This window comes from Streptomyces spectabilis, assembly GCF_008704795.1.
Taxonomy (GTDB): domain Bacteria; phylum Actinomycetota; class Actinomycetes; order Streptomycetales; family Streptomycetaceae; genus Streptomyces; species Streptomyces spectabilis.
Genome location: NZ_CP023690.1, coordinates 1,005,048 through 1,024,771, shown reverse-complemented (window position 1 = coordinate 1,024,771; position 19,724 = coordinate 1,005,048). Strand labels below are relative to the sequence as shown.

Here is a 19,724-nt window from a genome sequence, read left to right as displayed (position 1 = left end):
GGACCTGCCATGACCAGCACCGACACCACCGGCACCCCGTTGGCGGGGAAGATCATCTGCCAGGCCCTGTGGGCCGAGGACGGCCGCCGGCTCGCCGACTTCTACGCCGCCGCCCTCGGCACCGAGGTCAGCGCCACCTTCCCCGACGAGCACGGCACCGACGTCGCCTTCGCGTTCTACGTGGGCGAGGCCATGCACCTCTTCTACACGAGCGCGTCCTTCACGGCCCCCAACTGGCCCGAGGATCCGCTGCCCTTCCACATGGACCTCGTCTTCGACGACGCGCGGGCCGCGGAGGAGCGCCTCCTGGAACTGGGCGCGACCAAGCCCGACTTCCAGCCCGGCGGCGAGCACTGGACCGTCCTCTTCGACCCGTCCGGCCAGCCGTTCTGCGTCCACGGCGCCCGCTGACCCGGCCGCACGCCCGATCGACCACCAACCCCGGGATCCCGCATGACCGCCCTGCCCGGCGTCACCGCCGCCGAACGCCGCTCCCGCCTGGTCCAGCGGCACCTGCTCACCGCCGCCACCAGGGCCGCCTCCGCCCGGGAGGTCGCGCACGCCCTGACCGGCCTGCACGCCACCGACCCGGCGACGGTGTTCCTCGCGGCGGCCGCCCGTATGCGGGCCCCCACGGTCGCCGCCGTCGACGCCGCGCTCTACGACCTGCCCGCGGGGCCCGGCACGGAGCCGGACCTCGCGCGCGTACGGTGCATGCGCCGCACCATGTTCGTGGTCCCGGCCCCACTCGCCCCGGCCGTCTGGCACGCGACCGCCAAGAGCAACGACCCGCACCGCGCCGACGCCACGGCGAAACTGCGCGAGACCCTGGGCTGGGACGAGCGGCGCTACGCCGACGTGGAACGCGCCCTCCTCGACGCCCTCGCGGCGCGCGGCGAGGCCACCGCCGCCGAACTGGCCGCCGACGTACCGGACTTGCGCGAACAGTTCGTCGTCAACCCCGGGAAGTCCTACGCGTCGCGACAGCGGGCCAGTTCACCGGTGCTCGGCGTGCTGGCCGCCGAGGGGCGGGTGCGGCGCTCCCGGCCTGCCGGCTCGTGGACCTCCGCGCAGTTCCGCTGGGCACCGGCGCGGCCGCTGCCGCCGCTGCCCGCCGCCGAAGCCAGGGCCGAACTGGCGCGCCGCTATCTGGCGGCCTTCGGACCGGTCACCGTCGACGACCTGAAGTGGTGGACGGGCTGGACGCTCACCGCCACCCGCGCCGCGCTCGCGGCCGTCGCCGCGCAGGCCGTCGAGATCGACGAGGGCACGGGCCACGTGCTGCCCGACGACGTGGACCCGCTGCCCGCCGCCGCGCCGGAAGTCGCGCTCCTTCCCGGGCTCGACCCCACGGCGATGGGCTGGCGCCACCGCGACTGGTACCTCGACCCGGCGCACACGCCCGAACTCTTCGACCGCAACGGCAACATCGGGCCCACGGTCTGGTGGGGCGGCCGCGTCATCGGCGCCTGGTCCCAGACCTCCGACGGACACCTGCGCCACCGCCTCCTCGCCGACCCGGGCCGCGAGGCCCGGGTGGCCGTCGAGGAAGCCGTCGGCCGCCTGGCCGCCTTCCTCGACGGCACCCGCGTCACCCCCTGCTACCGCACCCCGCTCGAACGCCGCCTGAGCGGCGGGTGAAGCCGCTGCTCAGCACGCCTGCGGCCGCGTGCGTGCGCGGGCGGGCGGCACCGCGCGCAGCGGGCCGCGTCAGGCCGTGAAGGCGTTGAGGCGCGCACCGGTCACCGGGGCCTCAGGCTTGAAGGTGTAGTCGAACGTGTACGTCGCCTCGTGCGTGCTCGTGAAGTGCGGGCACACCAGCGGGCCGATCTTTCCGCCCTTCGCGCCCATCTCGATCCACCAGCCCGCGCAGCGCCCGTCCGGCTTGCCCCAGCCGCCGCCGGGCAGCAGGTCCTCGACCCAGCCGGTGACACGCGTGGTGCCGTCGCTCTGCGGACACAGCGATATCTCGCCGCGCCCATAGGACTTCGTGTCGGCTGCCGTGACGCACGTCGACGCGGCGGCCGGTGCGGCCTGGGCGGTGGGGGCGGACAGCAGCGCGAGGGCGCCGACCGCCGCGGTCGCTCCGGTCAGGGCCAGGGTGCGGGCAGAGCGTCTCATGGGTCGATCCTTCTCTTCTGAAGCGGCCTTCGGGCCGTCGGGACGGCGGGTATCGATGCACTGGCTCGGGGGGTGCCGACAAGGCGGCGATGATCATGATCACGTGCCGGGCCCCTCGGCGTCCAGCCTTGACCGGGGGGTTCGCCCCGCACGGCGCTCGCCCTGCGGCGGAACTCCAGGACGGCGTCTCCGCCGTGCGGGGGAGGCGAATCATGCGCAGGTCCGATCTCCGCGCACGACGGGTCCGGGACGCTGATCCCATGGCGATCAGCGGGACGAGTCCGACGACGGCGGTCGAGGGGGCCGGGACGATGAGGGCCGGGACGATGAGGGTCCGACCGTGACGGTGTGGCTCATGTCGTTCCCGGCGTTCGCGTGTCTGCTGGCCTTGTTCGCCCTGGTGGAGACCGCGTGGCGGTGGTTCGCGGGCCTCGGCCTGATTCCGTGGCTGCGCAGGCGCGCGGGGCGCTCGTTGTCGAACATCGCCTTCGACGAGTTCACGGCGGTCGTGAACGGGAACAAGACCGCGGAGCTGGAGCAGCGGCGGGTGGAACTGCTGCGGCGGGACGACGAGAGCGACGGTGCGCCGCCTCGCTCGAGCGTCGACCTGACCCACGGCACCGCGTTCATCGTGGCGCCACGGGAAGCGGACAGCCCATGACCGGGGTTGCGCCGTCCGTGCCGTGGGGGCGTATCGCATGCCTGTGGGCAAGACCTGGACGCCGGCCCTCTGGAACCCCTGGTTCATCGCCGGAGGGCTGGCTTTCGGCCTCGCCACCCTGGCTCGTCGGCCTGGGGTGCGGGCACGGAACATGTGTGCGTCGTACAGGAGTTAGCCTCGCCCCATGCACTGGGACGAGAAGCGCCTCCTGGCGGCGGAGGTCGACGCGGTCCACGGCCTCGTGCCCGGCTCCGGTGACCCCCCGAGGGTCCGCGACCCGACGGTGCTCGCCGTGTGGGCCTGGTCGCCGCGGGCGCGGCTGCTGGCGCTCGGGCCCGGTGCGCCGCGCGAGGGCAGCGCCGGAGCGGCGGCCATCGACGGCGGGCCGAGCTGGGTCTTCCCGGCGCACGTCGACGTGCCGCCCGCCCCGCTGCCCGTCGTCGTGTCCACCCCCGAAGGGCGGCGCGCCGCGCGGCGGTTGATCCGCCCCGGTAACTGGCGGCCCGGCGAGTGGGGCGAACTGATCGGCGGGCGCCTCGGGGAGTGGGCCATGGCCGTCCACGGCAGGGAGCCGGTGTCGATCTGCCACACGCCCGCCGCCGGTGTCACCGCCGCCGAGGCGGGCATCTGGACGCGCCCGGACTTCCGCGGCCGCGGCCTCGCCCCCGCCTGCGTCGCTGCCTGGTCCCACCGCGAGCGCCGGAACAAAGAAGTGCTCTTCTACAGCACCACCGACACCAACCACGCCTCCCAGTCCGTCGCCCGCCGCCTGGGCCTGCGCCGCCTCGGCTGGATCTGGACCGCACGGTGACCGGGCGTCGCCGTGGGGTCGTGAGTGAGCCGGGCGATCGACAATGAGCCGGGCGGTCATCTGCGAACCGGCCGTTCGTCAGTGAACCGGCCGCTCGTCAGCGAACCGGCCAGTGGGCTGACGATCCGTCACCGTGCTTTTGTCCGAGACTGGTTGCGCCGTCCCCCTTGCGAGCCTTGTGGGTGATGGACACCTCCCCGCGCCGCCGGGACAGTAGCGACTCGTCGGCAACTCCTTACGCCTCTTCGCGTCCTGGCGCCGCGTGCTCCGCGCCCCGGGGTCCCCGGCACCGGGCGCGAAGGGGTTCCACGGGAGTCCCGCGAACGACAGAGGTCCCTCGAACCACGGAAAGGGGAGCAGTGTGAGCGGCAGCCACGTAGGGGAGCCCGCGCCGCAGGTGGCCGGAGCGGGCCAGGACGAACCCGCGGGCCCGGGCGTGGCCCCGCCCAGCGCCCTGTCGGAGGGCGCGGACCAGGCCCCGGAGGCCGGTGCGAGCGCCCTGGCCCCCGCGGTGCTCGAAGCCGCGGACGACGAGGCGGTCTGAGTTCGGCGGCCGGACGCGGCGAGCGGCAGGACCACAGGAGCGGACAGACCACAAGCAGCGGAAAGAGGGGACATGAGCACGGTTATCCGGCGGGTGTTCAACGGCAATGGACGCGGCAGCTTCGTACAGCCCATCAACTCGCCCGTCGCCTTCAAGGGAAGCACCATCGTCGCTTCCATCACCGAAGTCGACGCCAACGGCGACTCCTTCGTCGGCAGCGCGCGCATGACGGTGCACAACGTGGCCCCGAGGGACGGCCAGTACGTCATCTGGGTCAACATCGAGTGGCCGGATCCTCTGAGGTACCGACTCAACGTCCTTGTCAGCAACGACTAGCGCGGGCCGTGGCCCCGTCCCGGGGGCGGGGCCACGGCGGTCCGGGCGGCACCGGTTCAGTCGATGACGGCCGTGGCCTCGACCTCGACGAGATGGTCGGGCACGTCCAGGGCCGCGACGCCGAGGAGCGTGCCCGGCGCCACCGGAGTCACCCCCAGCTTCGCGGCGGCGCGGGCGATCCCCTCCAGAAGGAGGGGCATCTTGTCGGGCCTCCAGTCGACGACGTGGACGGTCAGCTTCGCCACGTCGTCGAAGGAGCCGCCGGCCGCGGCCAGGGCGGTGCCGACGTTGAGGTAGCACTGCTCGACCTGGGCCGCGAGGTCGCCCTCGCCGACCGTCACTCCCTCGGCGTCCCAGGCGACCTGCCCGGCGATGAAGACCAGCTTCGACCCCGTCGCGATCGACACCTGCCGATAGGCGTCGACCTCGGGCAGTCCGGTGGGGTTGACGAGAGTGATGGCCATGGTGTGCCTCCGAAACCAAGACGCGAGTGCTCTCTCGCGGTTACTCGGGAACCGTAGGAGAGCAGCCGCTGACATGGAAGGACGCACTTTTCGGTGACTGAGGAACCTCAAGGTGACCCAGCGGTCCTGACGATGGATCAGCTGCCAGTGAAGACGGCGTCGCGCCGCTCGGCGAAGGACCGGAGCCCCTCGGCCCCGTCGGAGGTCGCGACGAGCCGCGCGATGTCGGGGCGCATTCCCGGCCGGGGAGGATGCCGGGACCGGGCCCTGACCGTGCGTTCCGCGCCTCAGTGCAGCCGGCCGGGCTCGTAGCCGCCGGCGGGCTGCTGGATGATGACGTTCCCCCGGTTGAAGGCGTTGATGAGCGCGATGGCGCACACCAGGGCCGCGAGCTGGTCCTCGTCGTAGTGCTTGGCGGCGTCGGCCCAGGCCTCGTCGGTGACCCCGCCCGCCGCGTCGGCGATGCGGGTGCCCTGCTCCGTGAGCTCCAGGGCGGCCCGCTCGGCCTCGGTGAACACGGTCGCCTCGCGCCAGACCGCGACCAGGTTCAGGCGCGTCGCGGTCTCCCCGGCGTGCGCGGCGTCCTTGGAGTGCATGTCGACGCAGAAGCCGCAGCCGTTGATCTGGCTGGCGCGGAGCTTCACCAGCTCCTGGGTGGCGGCGGGGAGGCCCGACTCCGCGAGCGCCCTGTCCGCCGCGACGAGGTGGCGGGCGAACTTCATCGCGACGGCGTTGGTGAAGAAGTTCAAGCGAGCAGTCATCGTGCGCTCCTGTGTCGTTGTTGCGCTTCCACACCCTTGGACGAGACAGCCCCGGCCGTCTGTGACATCCGTGCGTGTGACGGGCGTCTCATCACCTGGCACGCTCGGGGTGGCGCCGGCATTCCGGCAGCCGTCCTGTGCGGCTGTCACAGATCCGGCCGCTGCCCTGTCTTGATGGTGTGCGCCTCGGCGCACCGGATCCGGTGGGGTGCCGCCCGCACCCCTTCGGACACGTGCGAGCGGACGACAGCGAACGGAGACAGTGATGAAGATCGTGGTCATCGGCGGTACGGGGCTCATCGGCTCCCAGGTGGTCGCGCTGCTGCGCGACCGAGGTCACGAGGTCGTGGCGGCCGCCCCCTCCACGGGTGTCGACACCTTCACCGGCGACGGCCTGGCCCCGGCCCTCAAGGGCGCGGACGTGGTCGTGGACGTGTCGAACTCCCCGTCCTTCGAGGCCGACGCGGCCCTCGACTTCTTCACGCGCGCGGCACGGAACGTGACCGCCGCGGAGCGCGACGCGGGCGTCCGCCACCATGTCGCGCTCTCCATCGTCGGCGTCGACCAGGTGCCCGACTACGGCTACTACCGGGCCAAGGTCGCCCAGGAGGAGGCCGTGCGCGCCGGCGGCGTGCCGTACAGCATCGTGCGCGCCACCCAGTTCTTCGAGTTCGTAGGCCCGGTGATGGACATGTCCACCCAGGGCGAGGAGGTGCGCCTGCCCTCGCTCCGGCTGCGCCCGATCGCCTCCGCCGACGTCGCCGCGGCCGTGGCCGACGCGGCGCAGGGCGCGCCGTCGAACGGCGTGCGCGACATCGCGGGCCCCGAGGTCCACCGGCTCGACCGGCTCGGCGAGATCGCCCTGACGGCCAAGCCCGACGGCCGCTCCGTCGTCACCGACGAGACCGCCAGCCTGTTCGCGGGCTTCCCCGACGGCGTGCTCACCGGCGACGCCACGGTGCACCCCGCCGCCACCCGCTACGAGGACTGGCTCCGGCGGAACTGACCGGCGCGGCTTCTGCCCCGGGGGCTACGACCGGCCGGTGCGCGCGCGTACCGACCGCTCGTACGCCCGCAGCTTGTCGGGCGCCAGGACCCAGTAGAGGCCGTCGATTCCGTCCGGACCCACCGTGACGCTCACCAGGGCGACGGCGGTCCCGTCCCGGACGAGCAGCAGGCTGGGCAGGCCGTTGGCCTCGACCAGGACGTACTCGGTGCCGGGGAAGAACTTCTTGGCGAAAGAGGTGACGCGCGCCACGCGCCCGGCGCCCACGACCTCGAGACGGGCCACGCCCCGCATGCCGTTGCCGTCCGCGTAGGAGACGACATCGGCCGACAGGACGTCCTCGAGCGCGGCGACGTCACCGTCGCGCGCGGCGGCGACGAAGGCTTCCAGGAGCCGCCGGTGCTGCGCCGCCTCGACGGGTTCGCGGCGCTCGGCGGCCAGGTGCTTGCGGGCCCGGCTGACGACCTGCCGCGTGTTGGCCGGGCTCAGCCGCAGCATGCCCGCGATGTCGTCGTAGGCGTAGTCGAACGCCTCCCGCAGCACATAGGCCGCCCGCTCCACGGGGTTCAGCTTCTGCAGGACGAGGAGCACGGCCAGCTCGACGGCCTCGCCGCGCTCCGCGCCGAGCTGTGGGTCCACGCTGGTGTCCACGGGCTCCGGCAGCCAAGGCCCCACATAGGCCTCGCGGCGCACCCGCGCCGACTGCGCCACGTTGATCGCGAGCCGCGTGGTGATCTTCGCGAGGAACGCCCCCGCGTCCAGGACCGCGCCCCGGTCGGCGCCCTGCCAGCGCACCCACACGTCCTGGACCACGTCCTCGGCCTCGGACACGCTGCCCAGGACGCGGTACGCGATGCCGAAGAGGCGGGGCCGCAGCCGCTGGAAGGCGTCCGCCGCCTCGTCCAGCGAGTCGTAGGTGAGCTCCCGGTGCTCGTCCATCGTGCCTCCGCAGGTGTCGACCACCGTGCCCCCGCCCAGGCGGGCGGCCCGCCCACGGTGATCCTACGGCGATCACGCGGCCAGGATCCGGGCACCCGGCTCTGTATCCGCCGTGTATCAGGGAGCGCTTGATCGGCCCTCGGACCGGGGCGCGGCACTGTGCCCGCTGAGCGCGGGCTACGCACCGGTCTCGACATGCCTGACCTGCGGATTCGTAAGGTGACGCAAGGGTGGGAGGCGTGTCGAGGACCCCACCGCGGCCCGGTCGCCGTGCCCGGTGTCTGCCGTATCGTTCCCTTCAGGTCACCGGCCGCACCGATGCGGCCGGCACCGCCGTCGCCTCCCCGCCCACGAACAGGAGCCACCCGCCCGTGTCCTCGTCAGCCCCGGCCGGTGCCGCCCCGCCCGCTGTCCGCGTGCTGCTCGTGGAGGACGACGATCTGATGCGCCGGTCCTTCGCCGTCGCCCTCGAGCGCTACGGGTACGCGGTGGGCGTCGCGGCCGACGGCCTCACGGGCCTCGAACTGTTCCGCGACGAGAGCTTCGACCTGCTGATCCTGGACGTGATGCTGCCGGGGCTCGACGGGATCGGCCTGTGCCGCAGGGTCCGCGAGACCAGCCTGGTGCCCGTCCTGATGATGTCCGCCCGCGGCGACGGACTCGACGTCGTCGCCGGCCTGGAGGCCGGGGCGGACGACTACGTGGTCAAGCCCGTCGACACGTACGTCCTCGTGGCCCGCATCCGCTCGCTGCTGCGGCGGGCGACCTACGCGCCCGTCCCGGCACCCGGGAACACCGCGGCTGAAGCGCGGCCGCCCGAGGGACACGCGCTGGTGTTCGGCGACCTGACCATCGACACCGAGGGCATGGAGGTGGCCGTCGCCGGAAGCCCGGTGGCGCTGACCCCGACCGAACTGAAGCTGCTCCTGGAGTTCGCCGCGCGCCCGGGCGTCGTCCTGGAGCGGCACACCCTGCTGCGGGACGTGTGGGAGTACGGCTGGGACGGCGACAGCCGCGTCGTGGACCTGTGCGTGCAGCGGCTGCGCAGGAAGCTGGGCCGGGACCGCATCGAGACGGTCCGCGGCTTCGGCTACAAGCTGCGGCGCTGACCGTGCGTCCACTCCTTCGGCTCCGGCGGGGCCGCACCTCCCTGCGCTGGAAGATCGCCGCCCTCGCCGCCGCCACCGCCTTCCTGGTCGTGGCCGCGGTGGGCGTGTTCGTGCACGTGTGGACCGGGCGGGACATCCGCGACCGGGCCGACGCGCGGGCCGTGAACAGCGTCTACTCGGCCATGGACGTCTACCGGCGTACGGGAACCCTGGTGGACGGGGCGCGGCTGGATCCGGCCGGACTGCCCGCGGCGCTGCGCGACCCGGCCGACGGCGACCGGCACACGGCGTACGACGGACGCGTCGAAGGAAACGTGGGGCCGAGCGTCTGGGCCGCCCAGCGCGTGGCGGGGCCGGGCAGCCCGGTGCTCGCCTTCCAGGTCAACATGAGCAACGACCTCCACACCCTGCGCCGGCTCGACGCGACCATGACGGTGGCCTCGCTGCTCGCGCTCGCCGCGGCCGCGCCCCTCGCGGTCCACGGCGCCGGGCTGCTCGCCCGGCGGCTGCGGCGGGTCTCCGAGACCGCGGGCCGCATCTCGGCCGGGGACCTCGACGCGCGCACCGGACCCACCAAGGGGCGCGACGAGGTGGCCGAGATCGCCGCCACCGTCGACCGCATGGCCGACTCGCTCGGCAGACGGCTGCGCACCGAGCGGCAGTTCACCGCGGACGTGGCCCACGAGCTGCGCACGCCCGTCGGCGGCCTCCTGGCCGCCGCCGACCTGCTGCCGCCGGGCGAGACGGAGGACCTGCTCCGGGCCCGGGTACGGGATCTGCGCGGCCTGGTCGAGGACCTCCTGGAGATCTCCCGCCTGGACGCCGGGGCCGAACAGCCGGTCCGCGCCCGGGTGCCGCTCGGGGCCGTCGTCGCCGAGGCCGTGACGCGCACCGGCCACGCGACCGAGGTCACGGACGCCACCGCGGTGGGCGTGCACGGCACGGCGGGCGATCCGACGGTGGAGACCGACCCCCGCCGTCTGGAGCGCATCGTCAGCAACCTCGTCAGCAACGCCCACCGGCACGGGGCCGCTCCGGTTCACGTCACCGTCGAGGAGCGCACGGTCGTCGTCCGCGACCACGGCCCCGGCTTCCCCGACGACCTGCTGCGCCACGGCCCCCGCCGCTTCCACACCGGCGCGACGGAGCGCGGCTCGGGCCACGGTCTCGGCCTCACCATCGCCCTGGGACAGGCCCGGCTGCTCGGCGCCGAACTGCGCCTGGACAACGCCCCGGACGGCGGCGCCGTCGCCACGCTGCGCCTGCCCGACTGACCGTCACGACAGCCCCCTACAGAACCGATACACACCGAAGCGGGCGCCGATACACGCTGGCCCAGGCCCCGATACGTCCTCCGGACACCCTTCGAAGTGCACTTGCCCGCACCCGAAGAGGAGCCTCCGTTGACCGCCGACGCCCTTGCCCCGTACGCGCCCCGCTCGATGCCGGGGATCGCGGCCGCCACCACCGACCTGTCGAAGGTCTACGGCCGCGGCGACACCCGGGTCGTCGCCCTCGACCGGGTCAGCGTCTCCTTCCGCGAGGGCGAGTTCACCGCGATCATGGGGCCCTCCGGCTGCGGCAAGTCCACCCTGCTGCACTGCGCCGCCGGGCTCGACACGCCCACCTCCGGCTCCGTACGGGTCGGCACCACGGACCTCGGCACGCTGGACGACCGCCGTCTGACCCAGCTGCGGCGCGACCGGATCGGCTTCGTCTTCCAGGCGTTCAACCTGCTGCCGACGCTGACCGCCCTGGAGAACATCACGCTGCCGCTGAGCATCGCGGGACGCCGCCCCGACCGGCAGTGGCTCGACCGCGTCGTCTCCATGGTCGGTCTCTCCCAGCGCCTCGGCCATCGTCCCGCGCAGCTGTCCGGCGGGCAGCAGCAGCGCGTCGCGGTCGCCCGTGCCCTGGTGTCGCGGCCCGCGGTCGTCTTCGGCGACGAGCCCACCGGCAACCTCGACTCCCGCGCAGGGGCCGAGGTCCTCGGCTTCCTGCGCGACTCGGTGCGCGAGCTCGGCCAGAGCGTGGTCATGGTCACCCACGACCCCGTCGCCGCGGGCTTCGCCGACCGCGTGCTCTTCCTCGCCGACGGCCGCCTGGTCGACGAGATGACCCGGCCGACACCGGACCGGGTCATGGACCTGATGCTGCGCACCTCCGGCGGGGAATCCGGCGCTTCAGGCGCCTCGGGAGCCCGCACCCGCTGAGCCGGCCCACCCCTCCAGGACCGAACCCACCCCCGCCCCGCTCGCGGTCGCCGAGCCCACGCCTCCCTCCCCGGAAGTCACCCATGTTGAGAACAGCCCTGCGCGGCATCCTGGCGCACAAGGCCCGTCAGATCATGACCGTCCTCGCGGTCTGCCTCGGCGTCGCGTTCGTCAGCGGCGCCCTCGTCTTCGCGGACTCCACCACCGCCGCCCACCGTGCCGCCGCCTCGAAGAGCTTCGCCGGCATCGCGGTCACGGTGACCCCGAAGGCCTCCCCGTCCCGGCCCGCCGCGCACCAGGAGGCCACCGCGCTCGACGACGCCCTCGCGCGCAGGCTCGCGGACGTCCCCGGTGTCGCCGCGGTGCGCCCGGCGGCCGACGGCACGGCCACCATGAACGCGGCGGACGGCACCCCGCTCCGCGCCGGGAAGACATGGGCCAACCTGGGCGCCGCCTATGTGCCCGGACCGGACGGCAAGGACGCACGGCACCCCCTGGCCGAGGGCCGCGCCCCCAGGAACAGCGGTGAACTCGCCGTCGACCGCGGCACCGCCGCCGCCGGGCACCTCCGCCTCGGCGAGGCGGTCACCCTGGCCACCGACGGGCCGGTCATGACCAAGCGGCTCGTCGGCATCGTCACCACCGACGACACCCGGGTCACCGCTGGCGGCACCCTCGCCCTGTTCGACAAGGCCACCGCCCAGAAGCTGTACGCGTCCCCGGGCCACTACACCGGCATCGACCTGTCGGCCGCACCCGGCACGTCCGCGCCCGACCTCGCCCGGCGGGTCACCGACGTCCTCCCCGCCGACCGCGCCGAGGCCGTCACCGGCGCCGCCCAGGCCGACCAGCAGTCCGTCCTCGTCGACACCCTGACCCGGGGCTACGCGAAGCTGCCGCTGGTGTTCGCCGGAGTCTCCCTGTTCGTCGGCTCGTTCCTCGTCGTCAACACCTTCACCATGCTGGTGGCGCGGCGCACCCGCGAGATCGCGCTGCTGCGGGCGATCGGCGCCTCCCGCCGCCAGGTGTCCCGCTCCGTCCTCCTGGAGGCGCTCCTGGTCGGCCTGATCGCGTCCGCCACCGGCTTCCTGCTCGGCCTCGGCGTCGCGTCCGTCCTGCCCGACGTGCTGAGCACCGGCGGGGACCGGCTGCCCCGCGGGCCGCTGGTGATCGGTCCCGCCTCCGTCGTCGCGGCGCTCGGCGTGGGCGTCGGCGTCACCGTGCTCGCCGCGTGGCTGCCGTCCCGCAGGGCCGCGAGGGTCGCGCCGATCGAGGCGCTGCGCACGGCCGCACAGCCGCCCTCCGCGGCCCGGACCCGGGTCCGCGGCGCGGCGGGCCTCGTCCTCCTCGCCGTCGGCGCCGGGTGGCTGGTGTCGCTCACAGGGGCGCGGGACGCCTCGGAGGACAACCTGCGGAGCGCGATGTTCGGCTGCGCGCTGTTCGTCGTCGGCCTGACCGTGCTCGCACCGCTGCTCGCCGCGCCCGTGATCCGCCTCGCCGGACGGCTGACCGGCCGCTTCGGCGTCATCGGCAAGCTCGCCCGGGAGAACGCGCTGCGCGACCCCCGCCGCACCGCGGCCACCGCGGCGACCCTGATGGTCAGCACCGCCCTTGTCGCCGGGCTCGCCGTCATCGGGCACTCCACCGGCCAGGCCCTCGACCGGCAGGCCGCGGCCGGGCTCGGCGCCGACTACGTGATCAGCTCCCGCACCCCCACGGCCGCCATCGACCCGGGCGCCGTACGGCGCGTGGCCGAGGCGCCCGGCGTACGGACCGCGTCCGCCGTGACGGACTCCACCCTGTTCGTCGGCGGTGGCGTCCGGGAGATCTCCGGCGTCGACCCGCGCACCGTGAACGCCGTCATGAAGCTCGACTTCGTCAGCGGCTCCGGCAAGGACATCGGACCGGGCCGGATCGCTGTCTCCGCCACCTTCGCCCGGGAACAGGGCGTGCGCACGGGCGGCCGCATCGCCGCCCGTACGGGGCAGAGCCAGCGGGTCGAGCGGTACACCGTCGTCGGCGTCTACCAGGACAACCCCGTCGCCCGCGACGCCCTCGGCGCCCGTTCCGATGTGGCACGCGACAGCCTCGTCCCCGGCTCCGTCCAGCGGATCCTCGTCCGCACCGACGGCGGCACGGTCTCCGAGGCCGCAGAGCGGCGGCTGCGCACCGCCGTGGGCGACAGCCCCCTGCTGACGGTGCGGGACCGGCCGCAACTCGTCCGCGAGGCCGCGGGCACCATGGCCGACCTGCTGAACGTGGTGTACGGGATGCTGGCGATCGGCGTCGTCATCGGCGCGCTCGGCATCGTGAACACCCTGGCCATGTCGGTCACCGAACGCACCCACGAGATCGGCGCGCTGCGCGCACTCGGCATGGACCGCGCGGGAGTCCGGCGGATGATCCGCGTCGAGGCGGTGACCGTCGCCGCGTTCGGCACCGCACTGGGCCTCGCGGGCGGCCTGTTCGCCGCCTGGGCCGTCGGCTCGCTCGCCAACGGCGCCCTGGAGCAGTACTCCTTGCGGCTGCCCTGGGGGACGCTGCTCCTCATCTGCCTGCTGTCCCTGACGGCCGGCGCGCTCGCGGCCACCGCCCCGGCCCGCCGCGCGGCCGCCCTGAGCCCGTTGGAGGCCGTCGCCGAGGCGTGAGACACGGCTACCGGCCCGCGGGTGGGGAACGTACCCCCACCCGCGGGCCGCTCACCTGCTGAGGCGTCAGATGCGGCTGTCCTCGACGACCGGCACCAGAGGAGTGCGCGGCTCGGGGCGCGTGGTGTTCACGTCCGCCGAGCGCGGGGCGCCCTTGGAGCTCTTCGCGGCCGGGGACGGCTTGCTGCCGCAGAAGGCCGGTTCCAGGGTGTTCGTCAGGCCCTGCGTCACCGCGCTGTTGTTGGAGGCGTTGGCGAAGACCACGACCGTGCGGTCGCCCTCGCGGGTGGAGAAGGACTGGGTCTGGTAGCCCTGCACGATGCCGCCGTGGCCGTAGACCTTGCCGCAGGACAGGGCGATCTCGCGCAGGCCGAGGCCGTAGCTCACCTTCGCCGTCGGCGTGGGCAGCACGGTCGTCATCGCGCTCCGCGACTTGTCGGAGATCAGCTCTCCGGAGTCCCCGGCGAGGAGCGCGGTCAGGAAGCGGTCCATGTCGGCGGCCGAGGAGATGACGGCGCCCGCGCTGCCCACCCAGGAGCCGTTCTGCTTCGTGGAGTCGAGCAGCGGCTTGGTGCGGTCGTCGTTCGTCAGGTAGCCCGTGACGTGCGCCCCGGAGATGGTCTTCTTCGGGACCACGTACGTGGTCTTCTTCAGGCCGAGCGGCTTGAGGATCTCCTTGCGCAGCACGTTCGCGTACGTGTCGCCCGTGAGGTGCTCGATGGCCATGCCGAGGACGACGTAGTTGGTGTTCGAGTACGCGTACTTGGTGCCCGGCGCGGACTGCTGGCCGTGCTTGACCGAGCGCGCCACGAGGTCGGCGGGCTCGTACACGGTGTTGCGGATGCGCTTCTCGAACGCGGCGGTGGTCTCCTCGCCGGGCTGCTCGAGGAGGTCGTTGGTGTGGTCGTAGATCCCCGAGCGGTGCTGCATCACCTGGCGGACGGTCATGTTCCAGTCGGCGGGCAGGGTGCCGGCCGGGAGGTAGTCGCGCACCGGCTTGTCCAGGTCGACGCGGCCCTGGTCGGCCAGGCGCAGCACCAGGGCGGCGGTGAACATCTTGGTGTTGCTGCCGACCCGGAAGCGCCACTCGCCGTTCATGGGCGTGCCGTCGAGGTTCGCCTTGCCGACGGCGACGGTGCGGTCGACACCCGGGGTGTCGTGGTCCCGGATCACCGCGAACGCGCCGGGCGCGCCCGCCGCGACGGTGCGCTCCAGGGCGGCCTTGACCCCCGCCGCGTCCGGCACCGGCTGCGCGGCGGTCTCGGCGGCCGACGCGTGGGCCGTGCCCACCGCCGCGAGCATCACACCGGTCACGGCCACCGTGGCCGTCCGTACGAACCCAGTTCTCACCATGGGAGTTCCCCCAGCCTTGCCTGCGTCTCGAAGTGGTCGGGGCCCGCAGGAGCCCCACGTGATCGAGATCGTATAGGGCACGGGTGACCGGCTGTTTCTGACGCGTCGTGAGGCCGGCGTCCGTCGGCGTGCCGTTCAGCCGGGGGCGGCCGCCCGGTCGGGAAAGGGCCTCCTCACCGGTGGGGTGAGGAGGCCCGTCGCGCGCGGCGTGTTTCGTCAGCCTTCTTGCAGGCGCGAGCGCAGCAGCTTCTTGCCCATCTCGGCGCCCTTGCGGCTGTCGGCCTGCGCCTTGCGGAACAACTCCGCGACCTCGGTGTCCTTGGCACGCTCCGCGTCCTGGACGTACGCCTCGAGCCGCAGCGCGTTGCTGAGGCACGCCTCGACGTACCAGACCAGGTTGTAGTCCTTGTCCCGCGTGCCGGTGACGTCGCCGGTCTCGGTGCGGCTGGTCATGCTGGACCTCCCTCGTGTCGTGTACTGGGGCTTGACGCGCGGTGGAGACCGTCGGGTACCCGGGGAGTTCCGGCGTACACGGGGCGCGGGCCGGTCAGCCGTCGGCGACCGGGCGGTAGCGGACGTCCACGGCTGCCGACGGGTCCGCGCCGCCGAGCAGTTCGAGCCGTACGGGGGCGCCGCCGGGGTTGTCGAAGAGCCGGATCCCGTCGCCGAGCAGCACCGGCGCGACGTGCAGGGCGATCTCGTCGATCAGGCCGCGCTGGAGCAGCTGCCGGCCGATCGAGGCGGAGAGGACCTCCAGGTTCCCGCCGTCCGCGGCGTCGAGCCCGATGCGGACCGCCTCGGCGACGTCACAGCACAGGAACGTCACGCCGTCGGCGGGCCGAGCGTCCTCCGGATGGTTCGTGAGGACGAACACCGGCCCCTTCCACCGGCCGCCGTAGATGCCGGAGGTGTCGGGGAACGCGTCCCAGCCGTCCCTGCCGCCCAGGACGGCGCCGGTCGTTCCCGCGTACTCCTCTTCGAGACCGGGGCGGAACGAGGTCCCCGCCATCCAGTCCATGGCGTGGTCCGGCCCCGCCACGAACCCGTCAAGGGACATCGTGAAGTGCCAGAGCACCTTGCCTGCGGCGGTCTGCGCGCTGGGCATGATCGACTCCTCTCTGCAGCGATCCGTACTCCGCCAGACCGGCCCCGCACCGGAAACTCATCGCCTGGGGGGGGCGTTTCCGAGCGCTGCCTACGCACAGGGTCGCGAAGCCGTCCGGCGTGACACGATGACGGCCGTGCTGCGCAGGCCGTCCCGGCCCGGCGGAGAGCGGGGACGCCGGGTGACGGGTCCCCGACGTACCCCTCGGTGCATCAACTCCGCCGACGTGCGCGACGGGCGTTCCGGCGGGTGGCATCCGTGCAGGTCGCCCGGTCCGCGGGGGCGGGGGCAGAGGGGGGCGGGGGCGGTGGTGGGTGTGCAGGCGGGGCGGGGGTGCATCAACTCCGGCGGGGGCTCGGATCTGGTGCCACCATGCTGCGCAACGGGCGTACGCCGTCGCCCAGTTGGCCCCGCGCCCCGCGTGGCGCACGGGCCGGAACATCAGCACCCCTAGATCCAGAGGTAGTCCATGCACAAGTCGCGCCGACGCCTGTCGTGCGTCGTCCCCACGCCCCCGGCCCGGTCCACCGGTGAGCAGACCGTCATCGTCGTCGTGGTGCTCGTCCTCGGTGCCGCCCTCGCGCGCGCCGGGCTGCCCGTCGTCGTGATCGCCGAAGTGCTGACGGCCGCGGGCCTGGTCGGTGCCCAGTTGGCCCGGCGCGCCCCGCTCGCGCCGGACGCGCGGTGACAGGGGCGGCCGTGGGACGCCCGGAGAGGCCGGTGACCACCGCCAACCCGAGCCTGGAGAAGCTGGCGGAGTGGCTGCGCGCACAGCGGCGCGCCGCCGGACTGACCCACCGGGAGCTGGCGGGACGCTCCGCCCACGCCTTCTCCGACACCACGTTCTCGCGGGCCACCACCGGGACCCGGATCCCCCGCTTGCCGGTGGTGGAGGCCTACGCGCGGGCCTGCGGCGCCTCGGTCAAGCACGCCCGGAGCCTGTGGCGGGCGGCGCGCTACGCCGAGCACCGGCAGCGCGACCCGCGCGCGGGCGTGCCGAGACCGGACCGCGTGTACGACAGGGACGCGCTGATCCACGCCCTGCAACAGCTGTACTACAAGGCCGGGGCGATGCCCATGGACGAGATGGAGCACCGCGCGGGGGACCACGGCGAACTGCCGCACAGCACGGTGCGCCGCATGCTGGCGGGCAAGTCCATGCTCGACCTCCAGCAGCTCTTCGCGTTCCTGCGCGTGTGCGACGTGACGGGCGGCGAGTGGGAGCAGTGGCGCCTCGCCTGGCTGCGCGCCTGGCGCCGCTGCGAGGTGCTGCGTGCCGCCGAGCGACTCAACCGCACCCTGCGGGCCTCCGCCCACGACCACCCGGGGCCGCACGGCCACGCCCGTCCCGCCGAAGCGCCGCGACGGCCCGCCCGGGCACCGCGCCCGTACCCGCCGGTGGCCCTCGCCATGCCGCTGTTCCAACCGACGGCGCCGGCGCTCGCGCGGTCCAGGTGAGCCGTCGTCGCGCGGAGGTCCCCGCGGCGCGCGCGAGCCCGGCGGCGCGTGAGAATCTCGACGCCATGACGATCACGTACGAGTGGCGGGGCGACTTCGACAACGCGGCCGTCAACGCGCTGCACGCGGAGGGCTTCGGCCACCGCGTCCTGGACATCGACTGGCTCGGCCAGGTGGGCCGCCACAGCCTCGGCTGGGTCTGCGCGCGTGACGGCGACGCACTGGTGGGCTTCGTGAACGTGGCGTGGGACGGCGGTGTGCACGCGTTCATCCTGGACACGCTCGTCGCCGCCGGGCGGCGGCGCTCCGGGATCGGCGCCGGGCTCGTCGCCGAGGCCGCCCGGCGCGCCCGCGCGGCCCGCTGCGAGTGGCTGCACGTCGACTTCGACGACGAGCTGCGGCCGTTCTACTTCGAGGCCTGCGGATTCAGGCCCACCCCCGCGGGGCTCATCGCGCTCTGAGCGCGTGAACCGGGGGCCGCCGGGACAGAGTTCCGTGCCCGTTCGTCCGCGCGGGCTGCCCTCGGTGCTCTGGGGGAGCGCGGGCCCGGCGCGTCAGGGTGGAACGGCGGGTTCACCCTGCACCGCGTGTGACCCGCACCGAACCTGAAGGACGAGCGAGGAGACAACCATGAAGTCCTGGCGTACGCGTGTCGGTGTCGGTCTGGCCGTCGGGGTGGCGGCGGTCGCCGTCCCGCTGACCAGCACCACCGCCTTCGCCGCCGGTCCGCCCGGCGCCGGCTGGGCCCCCGTCGGCGCCGAGGCCTACCCCTCGAAGGCGGCGTGCGAGGCGTCGGAGCTGCCGTCGGCCCGGGCGAACGGGTACAACGAGGTGTGGTGCGACGACAGCCAGCGCATCATGCCCATCTACTACCGCTGACGTCACCGGCCGCCGACGGCCCGCAGCGACGGGCCCACGTGCCGCAGCCGCGGCACGAGAAGCGCGGCGGCCAGGCCCAGGTAGACGTAGGTCAGGACGAGGCGGGCGCTCTCCGCGGGCAGCAGGAACTGGGCGACGAAGAGGCCGAAGAGGGTGGCCGCCTCCCAGAGGCGGAAGCGCAGGTCCAGCAGGATCACGACGGCGAGCACCGTCTGCGCGGCCGTCAGCGCGACCTCGTCCACCTGGCGCCCGACGAGCGGCATCCCGAGGCCGCCGCCTCCGGCGAGGTAGGCGACGGGCAGCAGCCCGACGAGCAGCGTCCACTGGTTGACCTTGCTGGAAAGGAGCGCCCCGAGCCCGTCGTCGGCCCGCAGCCGCCAGGCGAAGACGACCGCCACGATCAGCTCCGGCGCCTCGGTGGCGAGCGGCGCGACCCACTGCACCAGCAGGAACCGGTCGACGCCCAGGGAACTGCCCGCCGAGATCAGCGAGGTGGCGAAGGGCTCGGCGGCGGCGAAGATCACCGCGGCCGCCGCGACGAAGAGCGCGGTGGTCGTCAGTCGGCGCCCGCGCCGGGGGAGCCGGGCCAGACGCGCGGGCACGCCGGTGAACTCCTCGTCGTCGCCGGGGCCCGAGCGGGCGACGTGCCACAGGTAGAAGCCGTACCAGGGGATGATCAGGAGCGGCACGTACCAGGCGATCTGGCGTGTCAGCGGCAGGACGAAGGCGAACACCGCGGCGACGGCCAGGAAGCCGATGTCCACGCGCCGGTGCGCGCCGAGCGTGGTGCCCGCGAGGGCCGGGCGGGCCCCGCTCCGGCGGGCGGCCAGATAGCCCGCGAGGGCGACAAGGGGCCAGCCCACGCCGATCAGGAGCCGGTTGGCGCCGGTCATGTTCGCCGCCGCGTACGCGGCGTTGGCGGGGTCGCTGCCGCCGGTGTACGCGAAGTACAGGTCCACGGCGTACTCCGGCAGGACGGCGATGAAGGCGAGCAGCGCCAGGGCGAGCGCGCCGGAGATGTCGGCGCGCGCGGTCTCCGCGGCCCACATCAGCAGGACGGCGGCGGCGAGGACGCCGAGGCCGAAGACCAGCAGGCCCACGACGGGCCCGGGCTCGGCCCCGCTGAGCCGCAGCACGACGGCCGGGGCCGCGCCGAGGGCGGCCAGCAGGAGGCGACCGCGCACGGCGGGCGCCCGGGCAGGGGCGGCGGGGGAGAGCGGGGTCAGGGTCATCGCGGTCTCCGTCGGCGACAGGGGGGGAGAGGTTCCGGCACCCCTCCACACTCCCCGCGCCCCACCCGGAACACGAGGTATGTT

23 protein-coding genes are annotated in these 19,724 nt (G+C 73.9%); 15 read left to right on the top strand and 8 right to left on the bottom strand.

The features are described from left to right. Nucleotides 1-9: 9 nt before the first annotated feature. Together CP982_RS04120 and CP982_RS04115 are read left to right on the top strand one after the other, a co-directional pair. The gene (locus CP982_RS04120; protein ID WP_150509210.1) at nt 10-411 is read left to right on the top strand and encodes a VOC family protein; all 402 of its coding nucleotides are present in this window, start codon (nt 10-12) and stop codon (nt 409-411) included. 42 nt (nt 412-453) lie between these two features. Then, nucleotides 454-1,641 (top strand): winged helix DNA-binding domain-containing protein, encoded by a 1,188-nt coding sequence (locus CP982_RS04115; RefSeq protein WP_150509209.1) that lies wholly within the window; start codon nt 454-456, stop codon nt 1,639-1,641. A gap of 69 nt (nt 1,642-1,710) precedes the next feature. On the opposite strand, the gene CP982_RS04110 is transcribed toward CP982_RS04115, so the two are convergent. Continuing rightward, nucleotides 1,711-2,121, bottom strand: coding sequence for a hypothetical protein (locus tag CP982_RS04110; protein ID WP_150509208.1), 411 nt, complete (start codon nt 2,119-2,121; stop codon nt 1,711-1,713). Nucleotides 2,122-2,461: 340 nt separating this feature from the next. Here CP982_RS04110 and CP982_RS04105 point away from each other — a divergent pair, with 340 nt between their 5' ends. The 4 genes from CP982_RS04105 to CP982_RS04090 all read left to right on the top strand — a co-directional run bounded on the left by CP982_RS04105 (nt 2,462) and on the right by CP982_RS04090 (nt 4,473). Continuing rightward, nucleotides 2,462-2,782, top strand: coding sequence for a DUF6191 domain-containing protein (locus CP982_RS04105; protein ID WP_150509207.1), 321 nt, complete (start codon nt 2,462-2,464; stop codon nt 2,780-2,782). Nucleotides 2,783-2,966: 184 nt separating this feature from the next. Beyond that, on the top strand, nt 2,967-3,593 hold the full coding sequence (locus CP982_RS04100; protein WP_150509206.1) for a GNAT family N-acetyltransferase: 627 nt from the start codon (nt 2,967-2,969) through the stop codon (nt 3,591-3,593). A gap of 361 nt (nt 3,594-3,954) precedes the next feature. Next, entirely contained in the window at nt 3,955-4,137 is a 183-nt protein-coding gene (locus CP982_RS04095) for a hypothetical protein (RefSeq protein ID WP_144001344.1), read from the top strand. Nucleotides 4,138-4,209: 72 nt separating this feature from the next. Then, on the top strand, nt 4,210-4,473 hold the full coding sequence (locus tag CP982_RS04090; RefSeq protein WP_150509205.1) for a hypothetical protein: 264 nt from the start codon (nt 4,210-4,212) through the stop codon (nt 4,471-4,473). A gap of 56 nt (nt 4,474-4,529) precedes the next feature. Here CP982_RS04090 and CP982_RS04085 read toward each other — a convergent pair whose 3' ends face one another. Further along, entirely contained in the window at nt 4,530-4,937 is a 408-nt protein-coding gene (locus tag CP982_RS04085) for a RidA family protein (RefSeq protein WP_150509204.1), read from the bottom strand. Nucleotides 4,938-5,224: 287 nt separating this feature from the next. Then, nucleotides 5,225-5,698 carry a carboxymuconolactone decarboxylase family protein gene (locus tag CP982_RS04080; protein WP_150509203.1) on the bottom strand — a complete coding sequence of 158 codons (474 nt, stop codon included), beginning with the start codon at nt 5,696-5,698 and terminating at the stop codon, nt 5,225-5,227. Between the two features lie 265 nt (nt 5,699-5,963). Here CP982_RS04080 and CP982_RS04075 point away from each other — a divergent pair, with 265 nt between their 5' ends. Beyond that, nucleotides 5,964-6,704, top strand: coding sequence for an SDR family oxidoreductase (locus CP982_RS04075; protein WP_150509202.1), 741 nt, complete (start codon nt 5,964-5,966; stop codon nt 6,702-6,704). A 24-nt stretch (nt 6,705-6,728) separates the two neighbouring features. Here the strand turns inward: CP982_RS04075 and CP982_RS04070 are convergent, their stop codons facing one another. After that, the gene (locus tag CP982_RS04070; RefSeq protein ID WP_150509201.1) at nt 6,729-7,643 is read right to left on the bottom strand and encodes a sigma factor; all 915 of its coding nucleotides are present in this window, start codon (nt 7,641-7,643) and stop codon (nt 6,729-6,731) included. A gap of 443 nt (nt 7,644-8,086) precedes the next feature. Between CP982_RS04070 and cseB the strand changes: the two genes are divergently transcribed. The 4 genes from cseB to CP982_RS04050 all read left to right on the top strand — a co-directional run bounded on the left by cseB (nt 8,087) and on the right by CP982_RS04050 (nt 13,613). Beyond that, on the top strand, nt 8,087-8,752 hold the full coding sequence (cseB, locus tag CP982_RS04065; protein WP_221514647.1) for a two-component system response regulator CseB: 666 nt from the start codon (nt 8,087-8,089) through the stop codon (nt 8,750-8,752). 2 nt (nt 8,753-8,754) lie between these two features. After that, nucleotides 8,755-10,026, top strand: a complete 1,272-nt coding sequence (locus CP982_RS04060) for a HAMP domain-containing sensor histidine kinase (protein WP_150509200.1) — start codon at nt 8,755-8,757, stop codon at nt 10,024-10,026. Nucleotides 10,027-10,194: 168 nt separating this feature from the next. Further along, a complete protein-coding gene (locus CP982_RS04055; RefSeq protein WP_150515298.1) occupies nt 10,195-10,965 on the top strand; it encodes an ABC transporter ATP-binding protein in 771 nt (256 codons plus the stop codon). Nucleotides 10,966-11,048: 83 nt separating this feature from the next. Further along, nucleotides 11,049-13,613 carry an ABC transporter permease gene (locus tag CP982_RS04050; RefSeq protein ID WP_150509199.1) on the top strand — a complete coding sequence of 855 codons (2,565 nt, stop codon included), beginning with the start codon at nt 11,049-11,051 and terminating at the stop codon, nt 13,611-13,613. A 66-nt stretch (nt 13,614-13,679) separates the two neighbouring features. Here the strand turns inward: CP982_RS04050 and CP982_RS04045 are convergent, their stop codons facing one another. The 3 genes from CP982_RS04045 to CP982_RS04035 form a co-directional block, all read right to left on the bottom strand. Continuing rightward, nucleotides 13,680-14,966 (bottom strand): serine hydrolase domain-containing protein, encoded by a 1,287-nt coding sequence (locus CP982_RS04045; protein ID WP_150509198.1) that lies wholly within the window; start codon nt 14,964-14,966, stop codon nt 13,680-13,682. A gap of 216 nt (nt 14,967-15,182) precedes the next feature. Continuing rightward, nucleotides 15,183-15,419: a hypothetical protein gene (locus tag CP982_RS04040; protein WP_150509197.1), complete on the bottom strand. Its 237-nt coding sequence runs from the start codon at nt 15,417-15,419 to the stop codon at nt 15,183-15,185. A 94-nt stretch (nt 15,420-15,513) separates the two neighbouring features. Then, nucleotides 15,514-16,071, bottom strand: a complete 558-nt coding sequence (locus CP982_RS04035; protein WP_150509196.1) for a dihydrofolate reductase family protein — start codon at nt 16,069-16,071, stop codon at nt 15,514-15,516. A gap of 469 nt (nt 16,072-16,540) precedes the next feature. Between CP982_RS04035 and CP982_RS04030 the strand changes: the two genes are divergently transcribed. From CP982_RS04030 to CP982_RS04015, 4 genes are all read left to right on the top strand, one after another. Further along, nucleotides 16,541-16,759 carry a hypothetical protein gene (locus CP982_RS04030; protein ID WP_150509195.1) on the top strand — a complete coding sequence of 73 codons (219 nt, stop codon included), beginning with the start codon at nt 16,541-16,543 and terminating at the stop codon, nt 16,757-16,759. Between the two features lie 32 nt (nt 16,760-16,791). Then, nucleotides 16,792-17,529, top strand: coding sequence for a helix-turn-helix domain-containing protein (locus tag CP982_RS04025; protein ID WP_170316351.1), 738 nt, complete (start codon nt 16,792-16,794; stop codon nt 17,527-17,529). Between the two features lie 65 nt (nt 17,530-17,594). Continuing rightward, nucleotides 17,595-17,990 (top strand): GNAT family N-acetyltransferase, encoded by a 396-nt coding sequence (locus CP982_RS04020; protein ID WP_150509193.1) that lies wholly within the window; start codon nt 17,595-17,597, stop codon nt 17,988-17,990. 169 nt (nt 17,991-18,159) lie between these two features. Then, nucleotides 18,160-18,408, top strand: a complete 249-nt coding sequence (locus tag CP982_RS04015; RefSeq protein ID WP_150509192.1) for a hypothetical protein — start codon at nt 18,160-18,162, stop codon at nt 18,406-18,408. 2 nt (nt 18,409-18,410) lie between these two features. Here the strand turns inward: CP982_RS04015 and CP982_RS04010 are convergent, their stop codons facing one another. Beyond that, nucleotides 18,411-19,640: a sodium:proton exchanger gene (locus CP982_RS04010; protein ID WP_150509191.1), complete on the bottom strand. Its 1,230-nt coding sequence runs from the start codon at nt 19,638-19,640 to the stop codon at nt 18,411-18,413. Between the last annotated feature and the right edge of the window lie 84 nt (nt 19,641-19,724).